Source organism: Burkholderia sp. HI2500 (genome assembly GCF_002223055.1).
In the GTDB taxonomy this organism is placed as follows: Bacteria; Pseudomonadota; Gammaproteobacteria; order Burkholderiales; family Burkholderiaceae; genus Burkholderia.
Genome location: NZ_NKFL01000004.1, coordinates 1,892,775 through 1,910,397 on the forward strand (window position 1 = coordinate 1,892,775; position 17,623 = coordinate 1,910,397).

A 17,623-nucleotide genomic window follows, 5' to 3' on the forward strand; every position below is an offset into this window, starting at 1 on the left:
CCCAGCGGCGGCCGCCTGACGCTTCAGAAATGGATTAACCGAGCCAGATCGTTGAACAGCGCGATCGCCGACAATGCGACGATGCAGATCAACCCGGCTCTTTGCAGAATCAGCTGCCAGCGCTCCGAGACGGCTTTCCCGGTCGCGGCTTCAACCGCATAATATAACAGATGCCCCCCGTCCAAAACGGGAATCGGCAACAAGTTCAGGACGCCAAGGCTAATGCTGACAAGGGCGAGGAACGACAGGAACGCCGACGGACCGAGCCGCGCACTCTTGCCCGCGTAGTCGGCGATCGTCACCGGGCCGGACAGGTTCTTCAGCGACGCGTTGCCCGTGATCATGCGCCCGAACATCTTCAGCGAATACACGGAGATGTCCCACGTACGGTGCGCGCCGAGCTGCAGGCTTTCGATCGGCCCATATCGCACGTCGACGGACGGCGCATGCATCGACAGCGCCGCGCCGATCCGGCCGACCTGCTGCCCCGACTCGTCGTCGCGCTGCATCTGCGGCACGATCGACACCGTCTGCGCGGCGCCGTCGCGCTCGATCTGCAGCTCGAGCGGCTTGCCCGCATGGTGTTTCACGAAATCGATGAAGCGTGACGCGCCGCCGATCGGCTTGCCGTCGAGCGCGACCAGCTTGTCGCCGGACTTCAGGCCGGCCTGCTCCGCCGCGCTGCCGGGCTGCACCGACGCGACCGACAGCGTGCCGCCGCCGGTCTCGAAGCCCAGATGGGCCATGAAATCGTCGTCGAGCTGACTTTCGGGAACATGGCGGAGGTCGACGCGGAAATCGAACGTCGTGTTGCCGTCGCGTGCGCCGAGCACGATCTCGCGGTGATCGAATGCAGCGGCCAGCAGCTTCCAGCGCAGGTCCGACCACGACCGCACCGGCTCGGCCTCGCCGCCCTGCGCGTTGCGGATCGACACGATCTTCTCGCTGCCGTCGAAGCCCGCGCGCGCCGCCACCGTGCCGGCGGCCGGCGGTGCGACGATCGCGGCCGGCTCGGTTACGCCGGTGGCGAATACGACGGAAAACAGCACGATTGCCAACAGGAAGTTGGCAATCGGCCCGGCTGCAACGATCGCGATGCGCTTGTAGACGGACTGCCGGTTGAACGCCTGGCCGAGCTCCTCGGGCGCGATGCCGGGGCCGGGATCACGCTCGTCGAGCATCTTCACGTAGCCGCCGAGCGGCAGTGCCGACAGCGTCCACTCGGTGCCCGTCCTGCGGCTGACCCAGCGCGCGACGGGCTGGCCGAAGCCGATCGAGAAACGCAGCACCTTCACGCCGCACCAGCGCGCGACGCGATAGTGTCCGTACTCATGCACGACGACCAGCACCCCGATCGCCACCGCAAACGCGATCAGTTCGACCAGCACGTTCATGAGCACCCCATTCAGACAGTACGCTCCACGCGTGGCGCAGGCGCTTTCGCAATGATCTCGGCGGCGAGGCGGCGTGCCTCGGCATCCGCCGCCAGGACGTCCTCGAGCCCGTCGGGCGTACGGTTCGGCAGCGTGTTGAGCACGGCGTCGACCGTCGCCGCAATCGCCATGAAGCCGATGCGGCGCTCGAGAAACGCTTCGACCGCGACTTCGTTCGCCGCGTTCAATGCGGCGCTCGCGATGCCGCCTTCCTCAAGCGCCTTCAGCGCGAGCGCGAGGCACGGGAAGCGCGCGTAATCGGGCTTCTCGAACGACAGCTGGGCAATTTGCGCGAGATCGAGTTGTTCGACGCCCGCATCGACACGCTCGGGGAACGCGAGCGCGTGCGCGATCGGCGTGCGCATGTCGGGGTTGCCGAGCTGCGCGAGCACCGAGCCGTCGCGATACGACACGAGCGAATGGATCACGCTCTGCGGGTGGATCAGCACGTCGATGCGCTCGCCCGGCAGCCCGAAGATCCAGTGCGCCTCGATCACCTCGAGGCCCTTGTTCATCATCGTCGCGGAATCGACCGAGATCTTGCGGCCCATCACCCAGTTCGGGTGCTTGCACGCCTCGTCCGGCGTCACATCGACGAGCGTGGCCGGTTCGCGCGTGCGGAACGGGCCGCCCGACGCGGTCAGGATGATCTTCGAGATCCCGCCATGCTCGGCCGCGTCGCGCGGCATGCACTGGAAGATCGCGTTGTGTTCGCTGTCGACCGGCAGCAGGATCGCGCCATGGTCGCGCACGGCGTCCATGAAGATCGCGCCCGACATCACCAGCGCTTCCTTGTTCGCGAGCAGGATGCGCTTGCCGGCGCGCGCGGCCGCGAGGCTCGGCGCCATGCCGGCCGCACCGACGATCGCCGCGACCACCGTGTCGCAGCCATCGCTCTTCGACACGTCGACGAGCGCCTGCGGCCCGTGCAGCACGGTCGTCTTGCTGCCCGCCGCGCGCAGTTTCGCGTCGACGTGCGCGGCCGTCTCGGCATCGCCGACCACCGCCACTTCGGGCGCGAAGCGCAGGCATTGCTCGACCAGCTTGTCGCCGTTGCGGTGTGCGGTCAGCGCATAGACCGAGAAGCGCTCGGGATGGCGCGCGACCACGTCGAGCGTGCTGTCTCCGATCGAGCCCGTGGAACCGAGCAATGTCAGACGTTTTTGCATAAAAGAATGAGTGGTTTAACCAAGCAGCAGCATCGCGAGCGGCAGCACCGGCAGCAGCGCGTCGACACGGTCGAGCACGCCGCCATGGCCTGGCAGCAGTCCGCTCGAATCCTTCACGCCCGCCTGCCGCTTCAGCAACGACTCGAACAGGTCGCCGATCACGCTGTACGCGACCAGCAGCGTCAGTGCGGCCCACGCGCCGGGCATCCCGTAGCGCACGGCGAACGCGGAAAACAGGGTCGGCTCGAACGCATGCACGGCCATCGCGACACCGGCGACGACCATCACGGCGAGCCAGCCGCCGATCGCGCCCTCCCAGCTCTTGCCGGGGCTGATCGTGATGGCCAGTTTACGCTTTCCGAAGGCCTTGCCCGCGAAGTATGCGCCGATATCGGCGAGCCAGACGACCAGAAGCAGCGACAGCACGAACGGCACGCCCTGCGCACGCGCCGCGACGAGCGCATGCCAGCAGGCCGCAAAGACCACGAGGCCGGCTGCCAGCAGGAACGGCCGCCAAACGCCGCCCGCGAGCTGGGGCTTGCGCCGCAGCGTGAACGGGCCGACCAGCAGCCAGAACACGCCGGCTGCCATGAAAAGGGGACGGGACGAAGCCGCATCGACGCCGAGCGGCGCCGTTGCCGCGAGCGCCAGGGCCGCGACGACTGCATAGACGACCGGGCCGGCGCCGCCGAGCTTGAGCAGGCGCGCCCATTCCCACGCGGCAAACACGAGCACGACGCCGATCAGCGCGCCGAACGCGGTGAGCGGCGCGAACAGCGTCACCGGCAGCAGGACCGCCAGCATCACGATCGCCGTGATCACACGGGTTTTCAGCATGAAAGGGAGTCGGCGTTCTGCGATTGCGGTTCGAGCTGTGCGCTCGTGCGGCCGAAACGGCGTTCGCGCTCCGTATACGACGCGATGGCGTCGGCCAGCGCCGCGCCGTCGAAATCCGGCCAGTATTTGTCGGTGAAATAGAATTCGGCGTACGCGAGTTGCCACAGCAGGAAGTTGCTGACGCGCTGCTCGCCACCGGTACGGATGAAGAGATCGGGCTCCGGCGCATAGGCCATCGCCAGGTGCGGCGCGAACGCGTCCTCGGTCACTTCGACCTCGCGACCCTCGCGCACGGCCTGCTCGACGAGCTTCTTCGTCGCCTGCAGGATGTCCCACCGGCCGCCGTAGTTGGCCGCGATGGTGAGCGTAAGACGGGTATTGCGCGCCGTCTTGGTTTCGGCGCGGCGAATCAGCTCGCGGATGCGCGGCTCGAAGCGGTCGAGATCGCCGACGACACGCAGGCGGATCCCGTTCGCGTGAAGCTTGCCGACCTCGCGCTCGAGCGCGGTGATGAAGAGGCGCATCAGGAACGACACTTCGTCGTTCGGACGGCGCCAGTTCTCCGAACTGAACGCGAACAGCGTCAGATATTCGACGCCGGCGCGCGCGCAGCCTTCGACCACCGCCCGCACGGCATCGACGCCGCGGGTGTGCCCCGCGACGCGCGGCAAGCGGCGTTCGGTCGCCCAACGGCCGTTGCCGTCCATGATGATCGCGATGTGACGCGGCACGACGCCGACGTCAGGCACGCGAACGGTAGAGCTGGTATAGGTCATGGCCGTTGAGACAGTAATGCGGGAAGAAGGCGGCGCGCGAGGACGGTCGTCAGACCGTCATGATCTCGGCTTCCTTGCTCTGCACGAGCTTGTCGATTTCGGCAACGTGCTTGTCGGTCAGCTTCTGCACGTCGTCGCTCGCGCGGCGCTCGTCGTCTTCCGAGATTTCCTTGTCCTTCACGAGCTTCTTGAGCGCTTCGTTCGCGTCGCGGCGCAGGTTGCGGATCGCGACCTTGGCCGTTTCGCCTTCGCTCTTGACGACCTTGGTCAGCTCGCGGCGGCGCTCTTCCGTCAGCGCGGGCATCGGCACGCGGATCAGGTCGCCGGCGGTGGCCGGGTTCAGGCCCAGGTCGGCTTCGCGAATGGCCTTCTCGACCTTAGCGACCATGTTCTTTTCCCACGGCTGCACGCCGATCGTGCGTGCATCGACGAGCGTCAGGTTGGCGACCTGCGAGATCGGCACCATCGAGCCGTAGTAGTCGACCTGCACGTGATCGAGCAGACCGGTGTGTGCACGGCCCGTACGGATCTTTGCCAGATCGTTCTTGAACGCTTCGATCGAGCGCTGCATCTTTTGCTCGACGCCCTTCTTGGTATCAGCGACACTCATTTCAACCTCCGAACCTTCTAACCTTCAAAGAACACGGGCCCTGCCCGGCGCATCGGGTGCGCCGCGGCCGATGACCCGCATCCGCGGGAGTTTACACGTGGACGAGCGTACCTTCGTCCTCGCCCAGCACGATGCGCTTGAGCGCGCCCGGCTTGTTGATCGAAAACACGCGAATCGGCAGCTTCTGGTCGCGGCACAGCGCAAAGGCCGTCGCGTCCATCACCTGCAGGTTGCGGCTGATCGCCTCGTCGAAAGTGATCGTCGTGTAACGCGTGGCCGACGGATCCTTCTTCGGATCGGCAGAATATACGCCATCGACCTTGGTCGCCTTCAATACGACCTCGGCGCCCACTTCCGAACCGCGCAGCGCGGCGGCCGTGTCCGTCGTGAAGAACGGGTTGCCCGTACCGGCCGCGAAGATCACGACGCGGCCTTCCTCGAGCTGGCGGATCGCGCGGGGCCGGATGTACGGCTCGACGACCTGGTCCATCCGCAGCGCGGACTGCACACGCGCCTCGATGCCGGCGTGGCGCATCGCGTCCTGCAGCGCCAGCGCGTTCATCATCGTCGCGAGCATCCCCATGTAGTCTGCCGTCGCGCGATCCATGCCGGCCGCGCCACCCGCGACACCGCGGAAAATATTACCGCCACCGATCACGACCGCGAGCTGCGTACCGAGACGCACGACTTCGGCGATATCGGCCACCATCCGTTCGATCGTCGCGCGATTGATGCCGAAGGCATCGTCGCCCATCAGCGCTTCGCCGGAGAGTTTGAGGAGGACGCGTTTATAGGCATTGGACATAGGGGCTTCCGAGCGACGAGAGGATGACAACCACGAACTGTAGGGGCGAAATACTGATTCGGGCAAGCGCCGACGGTCGGACCGGGTTTCCCGGCCGGCCGGCGGCGGCGCCGACCGCGGCGGAGCGGACGCCCGCCGCGGATACTGCCTGACTGCTTACGGCTTACTGCTGCTTTGCTGCTGCGACTTGCGCGGCCACTTCGGCGGCGAAGTCGTCCTGGCGCTTCTCGATGCCTTCGCCGACGACGAACAGTGCGAACTTCTGCACTGCGGCATCCGCTGCCTTCAGCATCTGCTCGATCGTCTGCTTATCGTTCTTCACGAACGTCTGGTTCAGCAGCGACACTTCCTTCAGGTACTTCTGGACGCTACCGTCGACCATCTTCGCGACGATTTCAGCCGGCTTGCCCGATTCCGCAGCCTTCTGCTCGGCCACGCGGCGTTCCGTCTCGATCAGTTCCGCCGGCACGTCAGCCGACGACAGCGCGACCGGCTTCATTGCCGCGATGTGCATCGCGACGTCCTTGCCGACCTGCTCGTCCGCGCCCGTGTACTCGACGATCACGCCGATACGCGCGCCGTGCAGGTACGTTGCGATCTTGTTTGCGGTTTCGAAACGGACGAAACGGCGGATCGAGACGTTCTCGCCGATCTTGCCGACCAGCGCCAGACGCACTGCGTCGACCGTCGAGCCTTCGAGCGGCAGCGCCGACAGCGCAGCCACGTCAGCCGGGTTTTGCGTCGCGACGAGTTCTGCAACCGTCTTCGAGAATGCGAGGAAGTCGTCGTTCTTCGCGACGAAGTCGGTTTCGCAGTTCAGTTCGACCAGCGAGCCCGCGTTGCCGCCGACGAACGAGGCGACGACGCCTTCTGCCGTCACGCGCGATGCCGCCTTGCTCGCCTTGTTGCCGAGCTTGACGCGCAGCAGCTCTTCAGCCTTGGCCAGATCGCCGTCGGCTTCCGTCAGCGCCTTCTTGCACTCCATCATCGGTGCGTCGGTCTTTGCGCGCAGTTCTGCCACCATGCTTGCGGTAATTGCCGCCATCATTCGCTCCTTGAGTCTGTATTCACAACGCCGCCCGCTTGGACGCGAACGGCCGAGATTCGTTTCCGGACCCGCGCCGATTCGGCGCGATCAGGTCCGGCGCACAAGCTTAAAAAAAGGGGGCCTGTTGAGAGCCCCCTTTTTGCGCCGGCTCGGGGCCAGTTACGCGTTTTCCTCGACGTACTCGTCGTCGCCGCGTGCGGCCTGGACCACTTCGTTGACCGCGTTCGCACGGCCTTCGAGGATCGCATCGGCCACGCCTTCAGCGTACAGCGCGACTGCCTTGCTCGAGTCGTCGTTACCCGGGATCACGTAATCCACACCTTCCGGCGAGTGGTTCGTATCGACCACGGCGATGACCGGCACGCCCAGCTTGTTCGCTTCGGTGACAGCAATCTTGTGGTAGCCGACGTCGACGACGAAGATCGCGTCCGGAATGCCGCCCATGTCCTTCACGCCGCCGATCGACTTTTGCAGCTTGGCGATTTCGCGTTCGAACAGCAGCGCTTCCTTCTTGCTCATCTTCTCGGTTTCGCCCGATTCGACGGCCGCTTCCATGTCCTTCAGGCGCTTGATCGATACCTTCAGCGTCTTGAAGTTGGTCATCATGCCGCCGAGCCAGCGTGCATTGACGTACGGCATGCCTGCGCGCTGCGCTTCCTGGGCGATCGTGTCACGCGATTGACGCTTCGTGCCGACGAACAGGATCGTGCCGCGGTTCGCTGCCAGCTGGCGCACGTACTTCTGCGCGTCCGTGAACATCGGCAGCGTCTTTTCGAGGTTGATGATGTGAATCTTGTTGCGGTGACCGAAAATGAACGGAGCCATCTTCGGGTTCCAGAAGCGCGTCTGGTGACCGAAGTGGACACCCGCTTCCAGCATTTGGCGCATCGTAACTGCCATGTAAATTCTCCACGAGGGTTGGGTCTTAAGCCGGCCGCCGTACCGCCGCGCGATCCCACCCCGAAGGGCGCGAATTCCGCGCGGCCGGCACCCTGGTTGCGCCGGCTTGCGATTCGACACGTGCAAACGCCCGTGCCGCAAGCCTTCCATCCGCGATGCCGCCCCAACATGGGGCAAGCTCGGCAATTGGATATCGACTTAGCCAAAGAGTATAGCACGCCGATTTGTCCGCCCTCAAGTCGCTCACCACTTTCGCCTGCCGCGCGGCAGCCGGCCGGACAATCCGCGAAAACCCGGATCCGCACCGCCGGCAGGGGCTGCGAGGCCTGCCAGAAGGTGCGATAATCCGTCAATTCACCGCATTCCAGGCATACCTCGATGGCTATTACGCTCAAAAACGAACACGATATCGCCGAGATGCGCGTCGCCTGCCGTCTCGCGAGCGAAGTGCTCGACTTCATCACGCCGCACGTCGTCGCGGGCGTGACGACCGCCGAACTCGACCGCCTCTGCCACGAGTTCATGCTCAACGAACAGGGCACGATCCCGGCGCCGCTGAACTACCAGCCGCCCGGCTACCCGCCGTACCCGAAGGCCACCTGCATTTCGGTCAACGACGTGATCTGCCACGGCATTCCCGGCGAGAAGGTGATCAAGAACGGCGATGCGCTGAACATCGACATCACCGTGATCAAGAACGGCTACTTCGGCGACACGAGCCGCATGTTCATCGTCGGCGAGGGTTCGATCCTCGCGAAGCGCCTCGTGCAGACCACCTACGAATGCATGTGGCTCGGCATCGACCAGGTCAAGCCGGGCGCGCACCTCGGCGACATCGGCTACGCGATCCAGAAGCACGCGGAAGCGCAGGGCTACAGCGTCGTGCGCGAATACTGCGGCCACGGCATCGGCACGGTGTTCCACGAAGATCCGCAGGTCGTCCACTATGGCCGCCCGGGCACCGGCATCGAACTGAAGGCCGGGATGATCTTCACGATCGAGCCGATGATCAACGCCGGCAAGCGTGACATCCGCACGATGCCCGACCAGTGGACGGTCAAGACGCGCGACCGCAGCCTGTCGGCGCAGTGGGAGCACACGGTGCTCGTCACCGAAACCGGCTACGAAGTGCTGACCGTATCGGCCGGCACGCCGGCGCGCCCGGTATTCTCACAACCAGCCGCCGCCGTCTGAGCGCCGTCGCGCCAGCCCGCCCCACCCGCACCTGAACGGCCGCCCATGAGCGCTCACGCTGCCCCCTCGCCCGAAGCGCTGTCGCGGCGCGCCGAATTCAAGGCCGCCAAGGCGGAGATGCTCGAGCGCTTTCGCCGCGCGGCGAACGTCGCTTCGCTGATGCACGCGCTGTCGAAACTCACCGACGAAGCGCTGAAGCGCGTGTGGGACGACTGCGGGCTGCCCGCGACGCTCGCGCTCGTCGCCGTCGGCGGCTACGGGCGCGGCGAGCTCGCGCCCTATTCCGACGTCGACATCCTCGTGCTGCTGCCCGATGCGCACGATCCGGCACTCGACGCGCGCATCGAGCGCTTCATCGGCATGGCGTGGGATCTCGGCCTCGAGATCGGCAGCAGCGTGCGCACGGTCGCGCAGTGCATCGAGGAGGCGTCGCAGGACGTCACGGTGCAGACCTCGCTGCTGGAAGCGCGCCGCATCGTCGGCAGCACCGCGCTGTTCGAACGCTTCACGGTGCGCTACCACGAGGCGCTCGACGCCCGCGCGTTCTTCACCGCGAAGGTGCTCGAGATGCGCCAGCGCCACGCGAAGTTCCAGGACACGCCGTACAGCCTCGAGCCGAACGTGAAGGAAAGCCCCGGCGGCTTGCGCGACCTGCAGACGATCCTGTGGATCGCGCGCGCGGCCGGTTTCGGCAGCAGCTGGCGCGAGCTCGACACGCGTGGTCTCATCTCCGATCGCGAGGCGCGCGAGCTGCGCCGCAACGAAGGTTTCCTGAAGACGCTGCGCGCGCGGCTGCACGTGATCGCCGGCCGCCGCCAGGACATGCTCGTGTTCGACCTGCAGACGCAGGCCGCCGAGAGCTTCGGCTATCAGGCGACGCAGGCCAAGCGCGCGAGCGAACAGCTGATGCGCCGCTATTACTGGGCCGCGAAAGCCGTCACGCAGCTCGCGACGATCCTGATCCAGAACATCGAGGCGCAGCTGTTCCCCGCGACGAGCGGCATCACGCGCGTGCTGTCGCCCGACCGCTTCGTCGAGAAGCAGGGCATGCTCGAGATCGTCGACGACGGCGTGTTCGAACGCCACCCCGACGCGATCCTCGAAGCGTTCCTGCTGTACGAGACGACCCGTGGCGTGAAGGGCCTGTCCGCCCGCACGTTGCGCGCGCTGTACAACTCGCGCGAGATCATGAACAACACGTGGCGCCGCGATCCGCAGAACCGCGACACATTCATGCGGATCCTTCAGCAACCCGAAGGGATCACGCACGCGTTCCGGTTGATGAACCAGACGAGCGTGCTCGGCCGCTACCTGCTGAACTTCCGCCGCATCGTCGGCCAGATGCAGCACGACCTGTACCACGTGTACACGGTCGACCAGCACATCCTGATGGTGTTGCGCAACATCCGCCGCTTCGCGGTGGCCGAGCACGCGCACGAATATCCGTTCTGCAGCCAGCTGATCGGCAACTTCGAGCGCCCGTGGGTGCTGTATGTCGCGGCGCTGTTCCACGACATCGCGAAGGGCCGCGGCGGCGATCACTCGACGCTCGGGATGGCCGATGCGCGGCGCTTCTGCCGCGAGCACGGCATCGCCGGCGACGATGCGGCGCTGATCGTGTGGCTCGTCCAGCATCACCTGACGATGAGCCAGGTCGCGCAGAAGCAGGACACGAGCGACCCCGAAGTCATCAAGCGCTTCGCCGAAGTCGTCGGCAACGAGCGGTACCTCACCGCGCTGTACCTGCTGACCGTCGCCGATATCCGCGGCACGAGCCCGAAGGTGTGGAACACGTGGAAGGGCAAGCTGCTCGAGGACCTGTACCGCATCACGCTCGCGGTGCTCGGCGGGGCCAATCCCGACGCGCATTCGGAGCTGAAGTCGCGGCAGGAGCAGGCGCTCGCGCTACTGCGTCTTGAGACCGTGCCCGACGACGCGCATCGCGCGCTGTGGGACCAGCTCGATGTCGGCTTCTTCCTGCGTCACGACGCGGCCGACATCGCGTGGCAGACACGCGTGCTGTACCGGCACGTGAATGCCGAAACCGCGATCGTCCGCGCGCGGCCGTCGCCGATCGGCGACGCGCTGCAGGTGCTCGTGTACGTGAAGGATCGTCCGGACCTGTTCGCGGGCATCTGCGCGTATTTCGACCGCAACGGGCTGTCGGTGCTCGACGCACGGGTCAGCACGACGCGGCACGGCTATGCGCTCGACAACTTCATCGTCACGCAGACCGAAAGTGACGTGCGGTATCGCGACATCGCGAATCTCGTCGAGCAGCAACTCGCGTCGCGGCTCACCGAAACCGCCCCGCTGCCGGAGCCGTCCAAGGGCCGCCTGTCGAGGCTGTCCCGGACGTTTCCGATCACGCCGCGCGTCGACCTGCGGGCCGACGAGCGCGGCCAGTACTACATCCTGTCCGTGTCGGCCAACGACCGGCCGGGCCTTCTCTATTCGATCGCGCGCGTACTCGCCGAGCATCGGATCGGCGTCCACGCGGCGCGGATCAATACGCTCGGCGAACGCGTCGAGGACATTTTCCTGCTCGCGGGTGCCGGCCTGTCCGACAACCGCCTGCAGATCCAGCTCGAAACCGAATTGCTGCGTGCGATCGCAGTCTGAATGAATTCCAGCGTTTATGCGCACCAAATTAACCGTCAAGAATCCGAAGCCGGCGTCGCCGACCCGCGCCCCTGTCCGCTCCGGCAGCCTCGTCGCCCGCAAGGCGGTGCGTCCCGCCACGCCTCCCGCCGGGGACAAGCCGGCCCGCCCGAAGAAGGCGCCCCCGGCCGGCGCCGGCGAACGCACGTTCAAGCCGCGCGCTGCCGCGGGCGCCGAGCGCCCCGGCGCCGATCGCGCACCGGCCAAGCGTGCACCGCGTGACGGCGGTGCGGAACGCGGCACGCGCGCCCCTTATCGCGACAACGCGGCCGGGGAAGGCGCGAAGCGCAGCTTCGGCGACCGCCGTACGTCGTCGGACCGTCCGCCGCGGCGTGATGACGACGCGCGGCCGAGTCGTGCAGGTGGCGAAGGCGGTGCACGCGCGCCGTATCGCGACAACGCGGGCGGTGAAGGCGCGAAGCGCAGCTTCGGCGACCGCCGCACGTCGTCGGATCGTCCGCCGCGCCGCGACGACGATGCGCGGCCGCGTCGTGCAGGTGGCGAAGGCGGCGCACGCGCTCCGTATCGCGACAACGCAGGCGGTGAGGGTGTAAAACGCAGCTTCGGTGACCGTCGTACGCCGTCGGATCGTCCGCCCCGCCGCGATGACGACGCACGGCCGCGTCGTGCAGGGGGCGAAGGCGGCGCACGCACGCCTTATCGCGACAACGCAGGCGGTGAAGGCGCGAAGCGCAGCTTCGGCGACCGTCGCACGTCGTCGGATCGCCCGCCCCGCCGCGATGACGACGCCCGCCCGCGCCGCGCAGGCGCTGAAGACGGCAAGCGCCCGTCGTATCGCGACAACGCATCCGGCGAAGGTGCGAAGCGCAGCTTCGGCGACCGCCGCACGTCGTCCGATCGCCCGCCGCGCCGTGATGACGATGCACGTCCGCGTCGCGCAGGTTCCAGTGAAGGCAACGCACGCGCACCGTATCGCGACAAGGCAGCCGGCGAAGGCGCGAAGCGCAGCTTTGGCGACCGCCGCACGTCGTCCGATCGCCCGCCGCGCCGTGATGACGATGCCCGCCCGCGCCGCGCAGGCGCTGACGACGGCAAGCGCCCGTCGTATCGCGACAAGCCTGCCGGCGAAGGTGCGAAGCGCAGCTTCGGCGACCGCCCGGCCCGCCCCGCACGCGACGGCGAGCGCCGCTCGTTCGGTGCGGTCAAGACCGCGCAACCGGTCAAGCGCGCCGCCGCCGACGTTGACTACGGCGACGAATCGGGCCTGATGCGCCTGTCGAAACGGATGTCCGAGCTCGGCATGTGCTCGCGCCGCGAAGCCGACGAATGGATCGAAAAGGGCTGGGTGCTCGTCGACGGCGAACGCATCGACACGCTCGGCACCAAGGTCCGCGCGGACCAGAAGATCGAGATCGACGAACGCGCGAGCGCCGCGCAGGCCGCGCAAGTGACGATCCTGCTGCACAAGCCGGTCGGCTACGTGTCCGGCCAGGCGGAAGACGGCTACGAGCCCGCGGCCGTGCTGATCACGCGCGCGAACCGCTGGAGCGGCGACCATTCGCCGGTGCGCTTCTCGCCGCAGCATCTGCACGCCCTCGCACCGGCCGGCCGCCTGGACATCGATTCGACCGGCCTGCTCGTGCTGACGCAAAACGGCGTGATCGCGAAGCAGCTGATCGGCGAGCAGTCGGACATCGACAAGGAGTACCTGGTGCGCGTGCGCTTCGGCGAACGGCTCATCGACATCGACCAGCACTTCCCCGCGGAATCGCTCGCGAAGCTGCGCCACGGCCTCGAGCTCGACGGCGTCGCGCTGAAGCCCGCGATGGTGAGCTGGCAGAACGGCGAGCAGTTGCGCTTCGTGTTGCGCGAAGGCAAGAAGCGCCAGATCCGTCGCATGTGCGAGCTGGTGGGCCTCGACGTGATCGGCCTGAAGCGCGTCCGGATGGGCCGCGTGATGCTCGGCGCCCTGCCGCAGGGTCAATGGCGCTATCTGTCGGCCGACGAGACGTTCTGATCGCGGGCGCATACACGTGCGCGACGCAACGAAAAATCCCGCGCAAGCGGGCTTTTTCTTGTCTGCGAGAAGCCGGCAAAGCCGGCCAATCAATCGTCGGAAGCCGGATCGAGCCCCGGGAACAGCACTTCCGTGAAGCCGAAGCGCGTGAAGTCGGTGATCCGCATCGGATACAGCTTGCCGATCAGGTGGTCGTATTCGTGCTGGACGACGCGTGCGTGAAAACCGTCGGCCACGCGGTCGATCTTCTCGCCGTACTGGTCGAAGCCGCTGTAGCGCACTTTCGCGTAGCGGCTGACGACGCCGCGCATGCCCGGCACCGACAGGCAGCCTTCCCAGCCCTCTTCCATGTCCGGCGGCAGGTACTCGATCTTCGGGTTGATCAGCACGGTCTCGGGCACCGGGGGCGCGTCCGGGTAACGGTTGTTGTTGCCGAAGCCGAAGATGATGATCTGCAGCCCGATGCCGATCTGCGGTGCAGCCAGGCCGGCGCCGTTCGCATGGTGCATCGTCTCGAACATGTCCGCGACGATCTCGTGCAGTTCGGGTGTATCGAACCGCTCGACCGGCTTGGCGACTTCGAGCAGGCGCGGATCGCCCATCTTCAGGATCTCGCGAATCATGGCGTATTACCCTCCAGGAGTTGGTGCAGGCCGTCTTCGTCCAGCACGGGGATGCCGAGTTCCTCGGCCTTCGCGAGCTTGCTGCCGGCTTCGGCGCCCGCGACCACGTAATCCGTCTTCTTCGATACCGAACCGGCCACTTTCGCGCCCGCCGCTTCGAGCATTTCCTTCGCGGCATCGCGCGTGAGCGTCGGCAGCGTGCCCGTCAGCACGACCGTCTTGCCGGCCAGCACGCCCTGCGGCGCCTTCGGCGCGGGCGGCCCTTCCGGCCACGTCACCTTGCCCGGCGCGCGCAACTGCTCGATCACGGTCCGGTTGTGCTCTTCCGCGAAGAACTGATGGAGCGACTCGGCGACGATCGGCCCGACGTCATTGACTTCGAGCAGTTCTTCGATCGACGCGTCCATGATCGGGGTCAGCGAGCCGAAATGCTTCGCGAGATCCTTCGCGGTCGATTCGCCCACGTGACGGATGCCGAGCCCGTAGATGAAGCGCGCGAGCGTCGTGTGCTTCGCCTTCTCGAGCGAGTCGAGCAGATTCTGCGCCGACTTCTCGGCGAACCGGTCGAGCTCGGCGAGCGTCGCAAAGCCGAGATTGAACAGATCGGCCGGCGTGCGCACGAGATTCAGCTCGACGAGCTGGTCGATGATCTTCTCGCCGAGCCCGTCGATGTCGAGCGCGCGGCGCTGCGCGAAATGCCACAGCGCCTGCTTGCGCTGCGCCGGGCAGAACAGGCCGCCCGTGCAGCGCGCGATCGCCTCGTCCGGTAGGCGCTCGATCTTCGAGCCGCACACCGGGCATTCGGTCGGCATCACGAACTCGGCCGCATCGGCCGGGCGCCGGTCGAGCAGCGCGCCGACCACCTCGGGGATCACGTCGCCCGCGCGGCGCACGATCACGGTATCGCCGATCCGGATGTCCTTGCGGCGCACCTCGTCCTCGTTGTGCAGCGTTGCGTTCGTCACGGTCGCGCCGCCGACGAATACGGGCTCGAGGCGCGCGACCGGCGTGATCGCGCCGGTGCGGCCGACCTGCACGTCGATCGCGACGAGCCTGGTCAGCGCTTCCTGAGCGGGGAACTTGTGCGCGAGCGCGAAGCGCGGCGCGCGCGACACGAAGCCGAGGCGCTCCTGTTCGTCGCGCCGGTTGACCTTGTAGACGACGCCGTCGATGTCGTACGGCAGCGACTCGCGCTTCTCGCCGACCTTGCGGAAGAAGTCGAGCAAGCCTTCGGCGCCGTGCACCACCGCGCGCTCGCGGTTCACGGGCAGGCCGAGCGACTCGTACCAGTCGAGCAGCGCGCTGTGCGTATCGGGCATCGGCATCCCGTCGAGCACGCCGATCCCGTACGCGAAGAACGACAGCGGGCGCTGCGCGGTGATCTTCGAGTCGAGCTGGCGCAGGCTGCCGGCCGCCGCGTTGCGCGGGTTCGCGAATTCGCGCTGGTCGGCCGCGCGCTGGCGTTCATTCAGGCGTGCGAAATCGCGCTTGAACATCAGCACCTCGCCGCGCACGTCGAGCACGGCCGGCACGTTCTTGCCCTTCAGCTTCAGCGGAATCGAGCGGATCGTGCGCACGTTCTCGGTCACGTCCTCGCCTGTCGTCCCGTCGCCGCGCGTGGACGCCTGGACGAATACGCCCTGCTCGTAGCGCAGCGAGATCGCGAGACCGTCGAACTTCAGTTCGCATGCGTACTCGACGGGCTCCGTCACCGAGCCGGCGAGATCGGTCGTCTTGTCGAGCGCGTCGGCGACACGCTTGTCGAATGCGACAATGTCCTCGTCGGCGAAACCGTTGTTCAGCGACAGCATCGGCGCGTCATGCACGACCGGCGTGAAACCGCCGGCCGCCTCGCCGCCGACACGCTGCGTCGGCGAATCGGGCGTCACGAGTTCCGGATGGTCGGCTTCGAGCTGCTGCAGTTCGCGGAACAGCCGGTCGTATTCGGCGTCGGGCAGATCCGGCTGGTCGAGCACGTAATAGGCGTAGTTCGCCCGCTCGAGTTGATCGCGCAGCCACGCGGCGCGCGCGTCGGGCTGGCTGGCTGGCGGTTCGGCTTGGGTTCGGGCCATGCTGGCGGCAGAGTCGTTCTGAAAAATCGGAATTCCGATTATCTCAGTTTGACGCCGCAGCGGGGGCACGCGATGCGTGCCGCGCGGGCCCGCTGCAGTGCACACAAGCACGGTGCATGGCAGCGACGGGCGACGGCGCCGGAAGCCGCCGCCCGCCGGGCGCGCGTTACTGGCTGAAGAGGCGGCGCGTGACCGGCGAACCGGCCGGGATGCCGGCTTCCTCGAGCTTCGCGTACAGCTTCATCAGTTGCTGATCGATCGCGACCAGCGTCGATTCCGGCAGCGGCCGCCGCGAATCGTCGACGACCCGCGCGCCGATCCGCTCGGACAGCGATTTCGCGTAGTCGCACATCAGCCGGAACGGCAGGATGTCCTCTTCGGCGACCGGCACGTCGAGCACCAGCGTGATCATGTTGCCGCCCTTGTACGTGAGGTCGTCGCGCAGGAAGTTCGTGTCGCCGAACTGCAGCATGAACACGGGGTTCTGCTTCGCGTCGAGCTTCACGAAACGCGTGCCGTCGCGCGACAGCAGCAGCCCGTCCTGCGACGCGACCGCCTGCACGTAGTTCGCCGACCACGGCGCGCCGTCCGACATCACGTTGATCGACAGCTGCGCGTCGCACTGCGCGGCAAACGCGTCGAGCTCGCGCGCCATCGCGACCGTTTCCATCATGTCCGGGAATTCCGGCGCGCCGTCGATCGCGTCGGCGAACTGCTGGACGCCCGTCACGAATTCCGAGAATTCGAGCTCGTTCAGCGCACCGCTGCGGTTCGCGAGCTGCGCGGCCGCGCGCAGTTCCTCGTAGCGCACGCCGTTCTGCAGCAACTCCCACTGGCCGCCTTCCGGCTTGCCTTCGATGTGCACGGGCTTGCTGCCCGCGCGGCGCAGCCGCTGCGCGGCCGGCAGGATCTTGTCGCCCGGCAGCGACCCGCCGAGGCGGATCGGCACGATGCAGTCGATCCGGCGGTCGACGATCGCCGGCGGAGCCGACGAAATGGTCGTAGCGGCCGGCAGCACCGGTTCGGCCGGCTCCGCCGGTTCAGCGTGCGTGTCGTGCGCGGAAGCCGGTGCGGCTGCTTCGCCGGCAACCGGCTCGACCGATTCGGCCGGTGCATCGACACCGGTCGCCTCGGCCTGCAGATCGGCCGGCGTGTCGGCAGGTGCCGCTCCACCGAACGTCGGCTCGACGCGCGCGACTTCGGCCGGCGTGCCGCCCGTGGCGGCCGCCGGGGCCGGTGCCGCGGGCTCGCGCCGCACCGGCTGGCGCACCGGCTCGATGAACGGCAATTCTTCCTCGCGTTCGGGGCGGTTCATCGCCTCGGCCGCTTCCTCCGGCATCGGGCGCGGCATCCTGCGCCGCACCTTCGCGCCCTGCCATGCGTTGTAGACCACGACGCCGCCCACCACGACGGCGCCCGCGCCGATCAAACCGAGTGTCAACTCGTCCATGCACGCTCCATCAGCAATTCTTGTTCGTCGGAACCGCGAACGGGCGCCCATGCGCCGCGCGAACGCG

General features: G+C 67.1%; 14 protein-coding genes. 3 read left to right on the top strand and 11 right to left on the bottom strand.

From position 1 onward, the window contains the following. Positions 1-23: 23 nt before the first annotated feature. From rseP to rpsB, 8 genes are all read right to left on the bottom strand, one after another. Entirely contained in the window at positions 24-1,394 is a 1,371-nt protein-coding gene (gene rseP, locus CFB45_RS11530; RefSeq protein WP_089425686.1) for an RIP metalloprotease RseP, read from the bottom strand. Positions 1,395-1,405: 11 nt separating this feature from the next. Further along, positions 1,406-2,602: a 1-deoxy-D-xylulose-5-phosphate reductoisomerase gene (locus CFB45_RS11535; protein ID WP_089425687.1), complete on the bottom strand. Its 1,197-nt coding sequence runs from the start codon at positions 2,600-2,602 to the stop codon at positions 1,406-1,408. A 15-nt stretch (positions 2,603-2,617) separates the two neighbouring features. Continuing rightward, positions 2,618-3,439 carry a phosphatidate cytidylyltransferase gene (locus CFB45_RS11540; protein WP_089425688.1) on the bottom strand — a complete coding sequence of 274 codons (822 nt, stop codon included), beginning with the start codon at positions 3,437-3,439 and terminating at the stop codon, positions 2,618-2,620. After that, positions 3,433-4,215, bottom strand: coding sequence for a polyprenyl diphosphate synthase (gene uppS, locus CFB45_RS11545; RefSeq protein WP_048248626.1), 783 nt, complete (start codon positions 4,213-4,215; stop codon positions 3,433-3,435). The genes CFB45_RS11540 and uppS overlap by 7 nt, the downstream gene beginning before the upstream one ends. Positions 4,216-4,264: 49 nt before the next feature. Beyond that, positions 4,265-4,825 carry a ribosome recycling factor gene (gene frr, locus CFB45_RS11550; protein WP_039342717.1) on the bottom strand — a complete coding sequence of 187 codons (561 nt, stop codon included), beginning with the start codon at positions 4,823-4,825 and terminating at the stop codon, positions 4,265-4,267. A 91-nt stretch (positions 4,826-4,916) separates the two neighbouring features. Further along, complete coding sequence (gene pyrH, locus CFB45_RS11555) at positions 4,917-5,630, bottom strand: UMP kinase (protein ID WP_011352459.1); 714 nt, start codon at positions 5,628-5,630, stop codon at positions 4,917-4,919. 163 nt (positions 5,631-5,793) lie between these two features. Then, positions 5,794-6,675 (bottom strand): translation elongation factor Ts, encoded by an 882-nt coding sequence (gene tsf / locus CFB45_RS11560; protein ID WP_089425944.1) that lies wholly within the window; start codon positions 6,673-6,675, stop codon positions 5,794-5,796. Between the two features lie 162 nt (positions 6,676-6,837). Further along, positions 6,838-7,578, bottom strand: a complete 741-nt coding sequence (rpsB, locus tag CFB45_RS11565; protein WP_011352461.1) for a 30S ribosomal protein S2 — start codon at positions 7,576-7,578, stop codon at positions 6,838-6,840. Positions 7,579-7,956: 378 nt separating this feature from the next. Between rpsB and map the strand changes: the two genes are divergently transcribed. Genes map through CFB45_RS11585 form a run of 3 tightly spaced genes read left to right on the top strand, consistent with a single transcriptional unit; the run spans position 7,957 to position 13,411 of the window. Beyond that, a complete protein-coding gene (gene map, locus CFB45_RS11575) occupies positions 7,957-8,772 on the top strand; it encodes a type I methionyl aminopeptidase (protein WP_089425689.1) in 816 nt (271 codons plus the stop codon). A gap of 45 nt (positions 8,773-8,817) precedes the next feature. Continuing rightward, positions 8,818-11,394: a [protein-PII] uridylyltransferase gene (locus CFB45_RS11580; protein ID WP_089425690.1), complete on the top strand. Its 2,577-nt coding sequence runs from the start codon at positions 8,818-8,820 to the stop codon at positions 11,392-11,394. Between the two features lie 16 nt (positions 11,395-11,410). Continuing rightward, on the top strand, positions 11,411-13,411 hold the full coding sequence (locus tag CFB45_RS11585; protein ID WP_089425691.1) for a pseudouridine synthase: 2,001 nt from the start codon (positions 11,411-11,413) through the stop codon (positions 13,409-13,411). 89 nt (positions 13,412-13,500) lie between these two features. Here CFB45_RS11585 and def read toward each other — a convergent pair whose 3' ends face one another. From def to CFB45_RS11600, 3 genes are all read right to left on the bottom strand, one after another. Beyond that, entirely contained in the window at positions 13,501-14,034 is a 534-nt protein-coding gene (def, locus tag CFB45_RS11590) for a peptide deformylase (protein WP_039342702.1), read from the bottom strand. Next, on the bottom strand, positions 14,031-16,106 hold the full coding sequence (ligA, locus tag CFB45_RS11595; protein ID WP_089425692.1) for an NAD-dependent DNA ligase LigA: 2,076 nt from the start codon (positions 16,104-16,106) through the stop codon (positions 14,031-14,033). Before ligA ends, def begins: the two co-directional genes overlap by 4 nt. A gap of 166 nt (positions 16,107-16,272) precedes the next feature. Next, positions 16,273-17,556, bottom strand: a complete 1,284-nt coding sequence (locus tag CFB45_RS11600) for a cell division protein ZipA C-terminal FtsZ-binding domain-containing protein (protein ID WP_089425693.1) — start codon at positions 17,554-17,556, stop codon at positions 16,273-16,275. Positions 17,557-17,623: the final 67 nt, after the last annotated feature.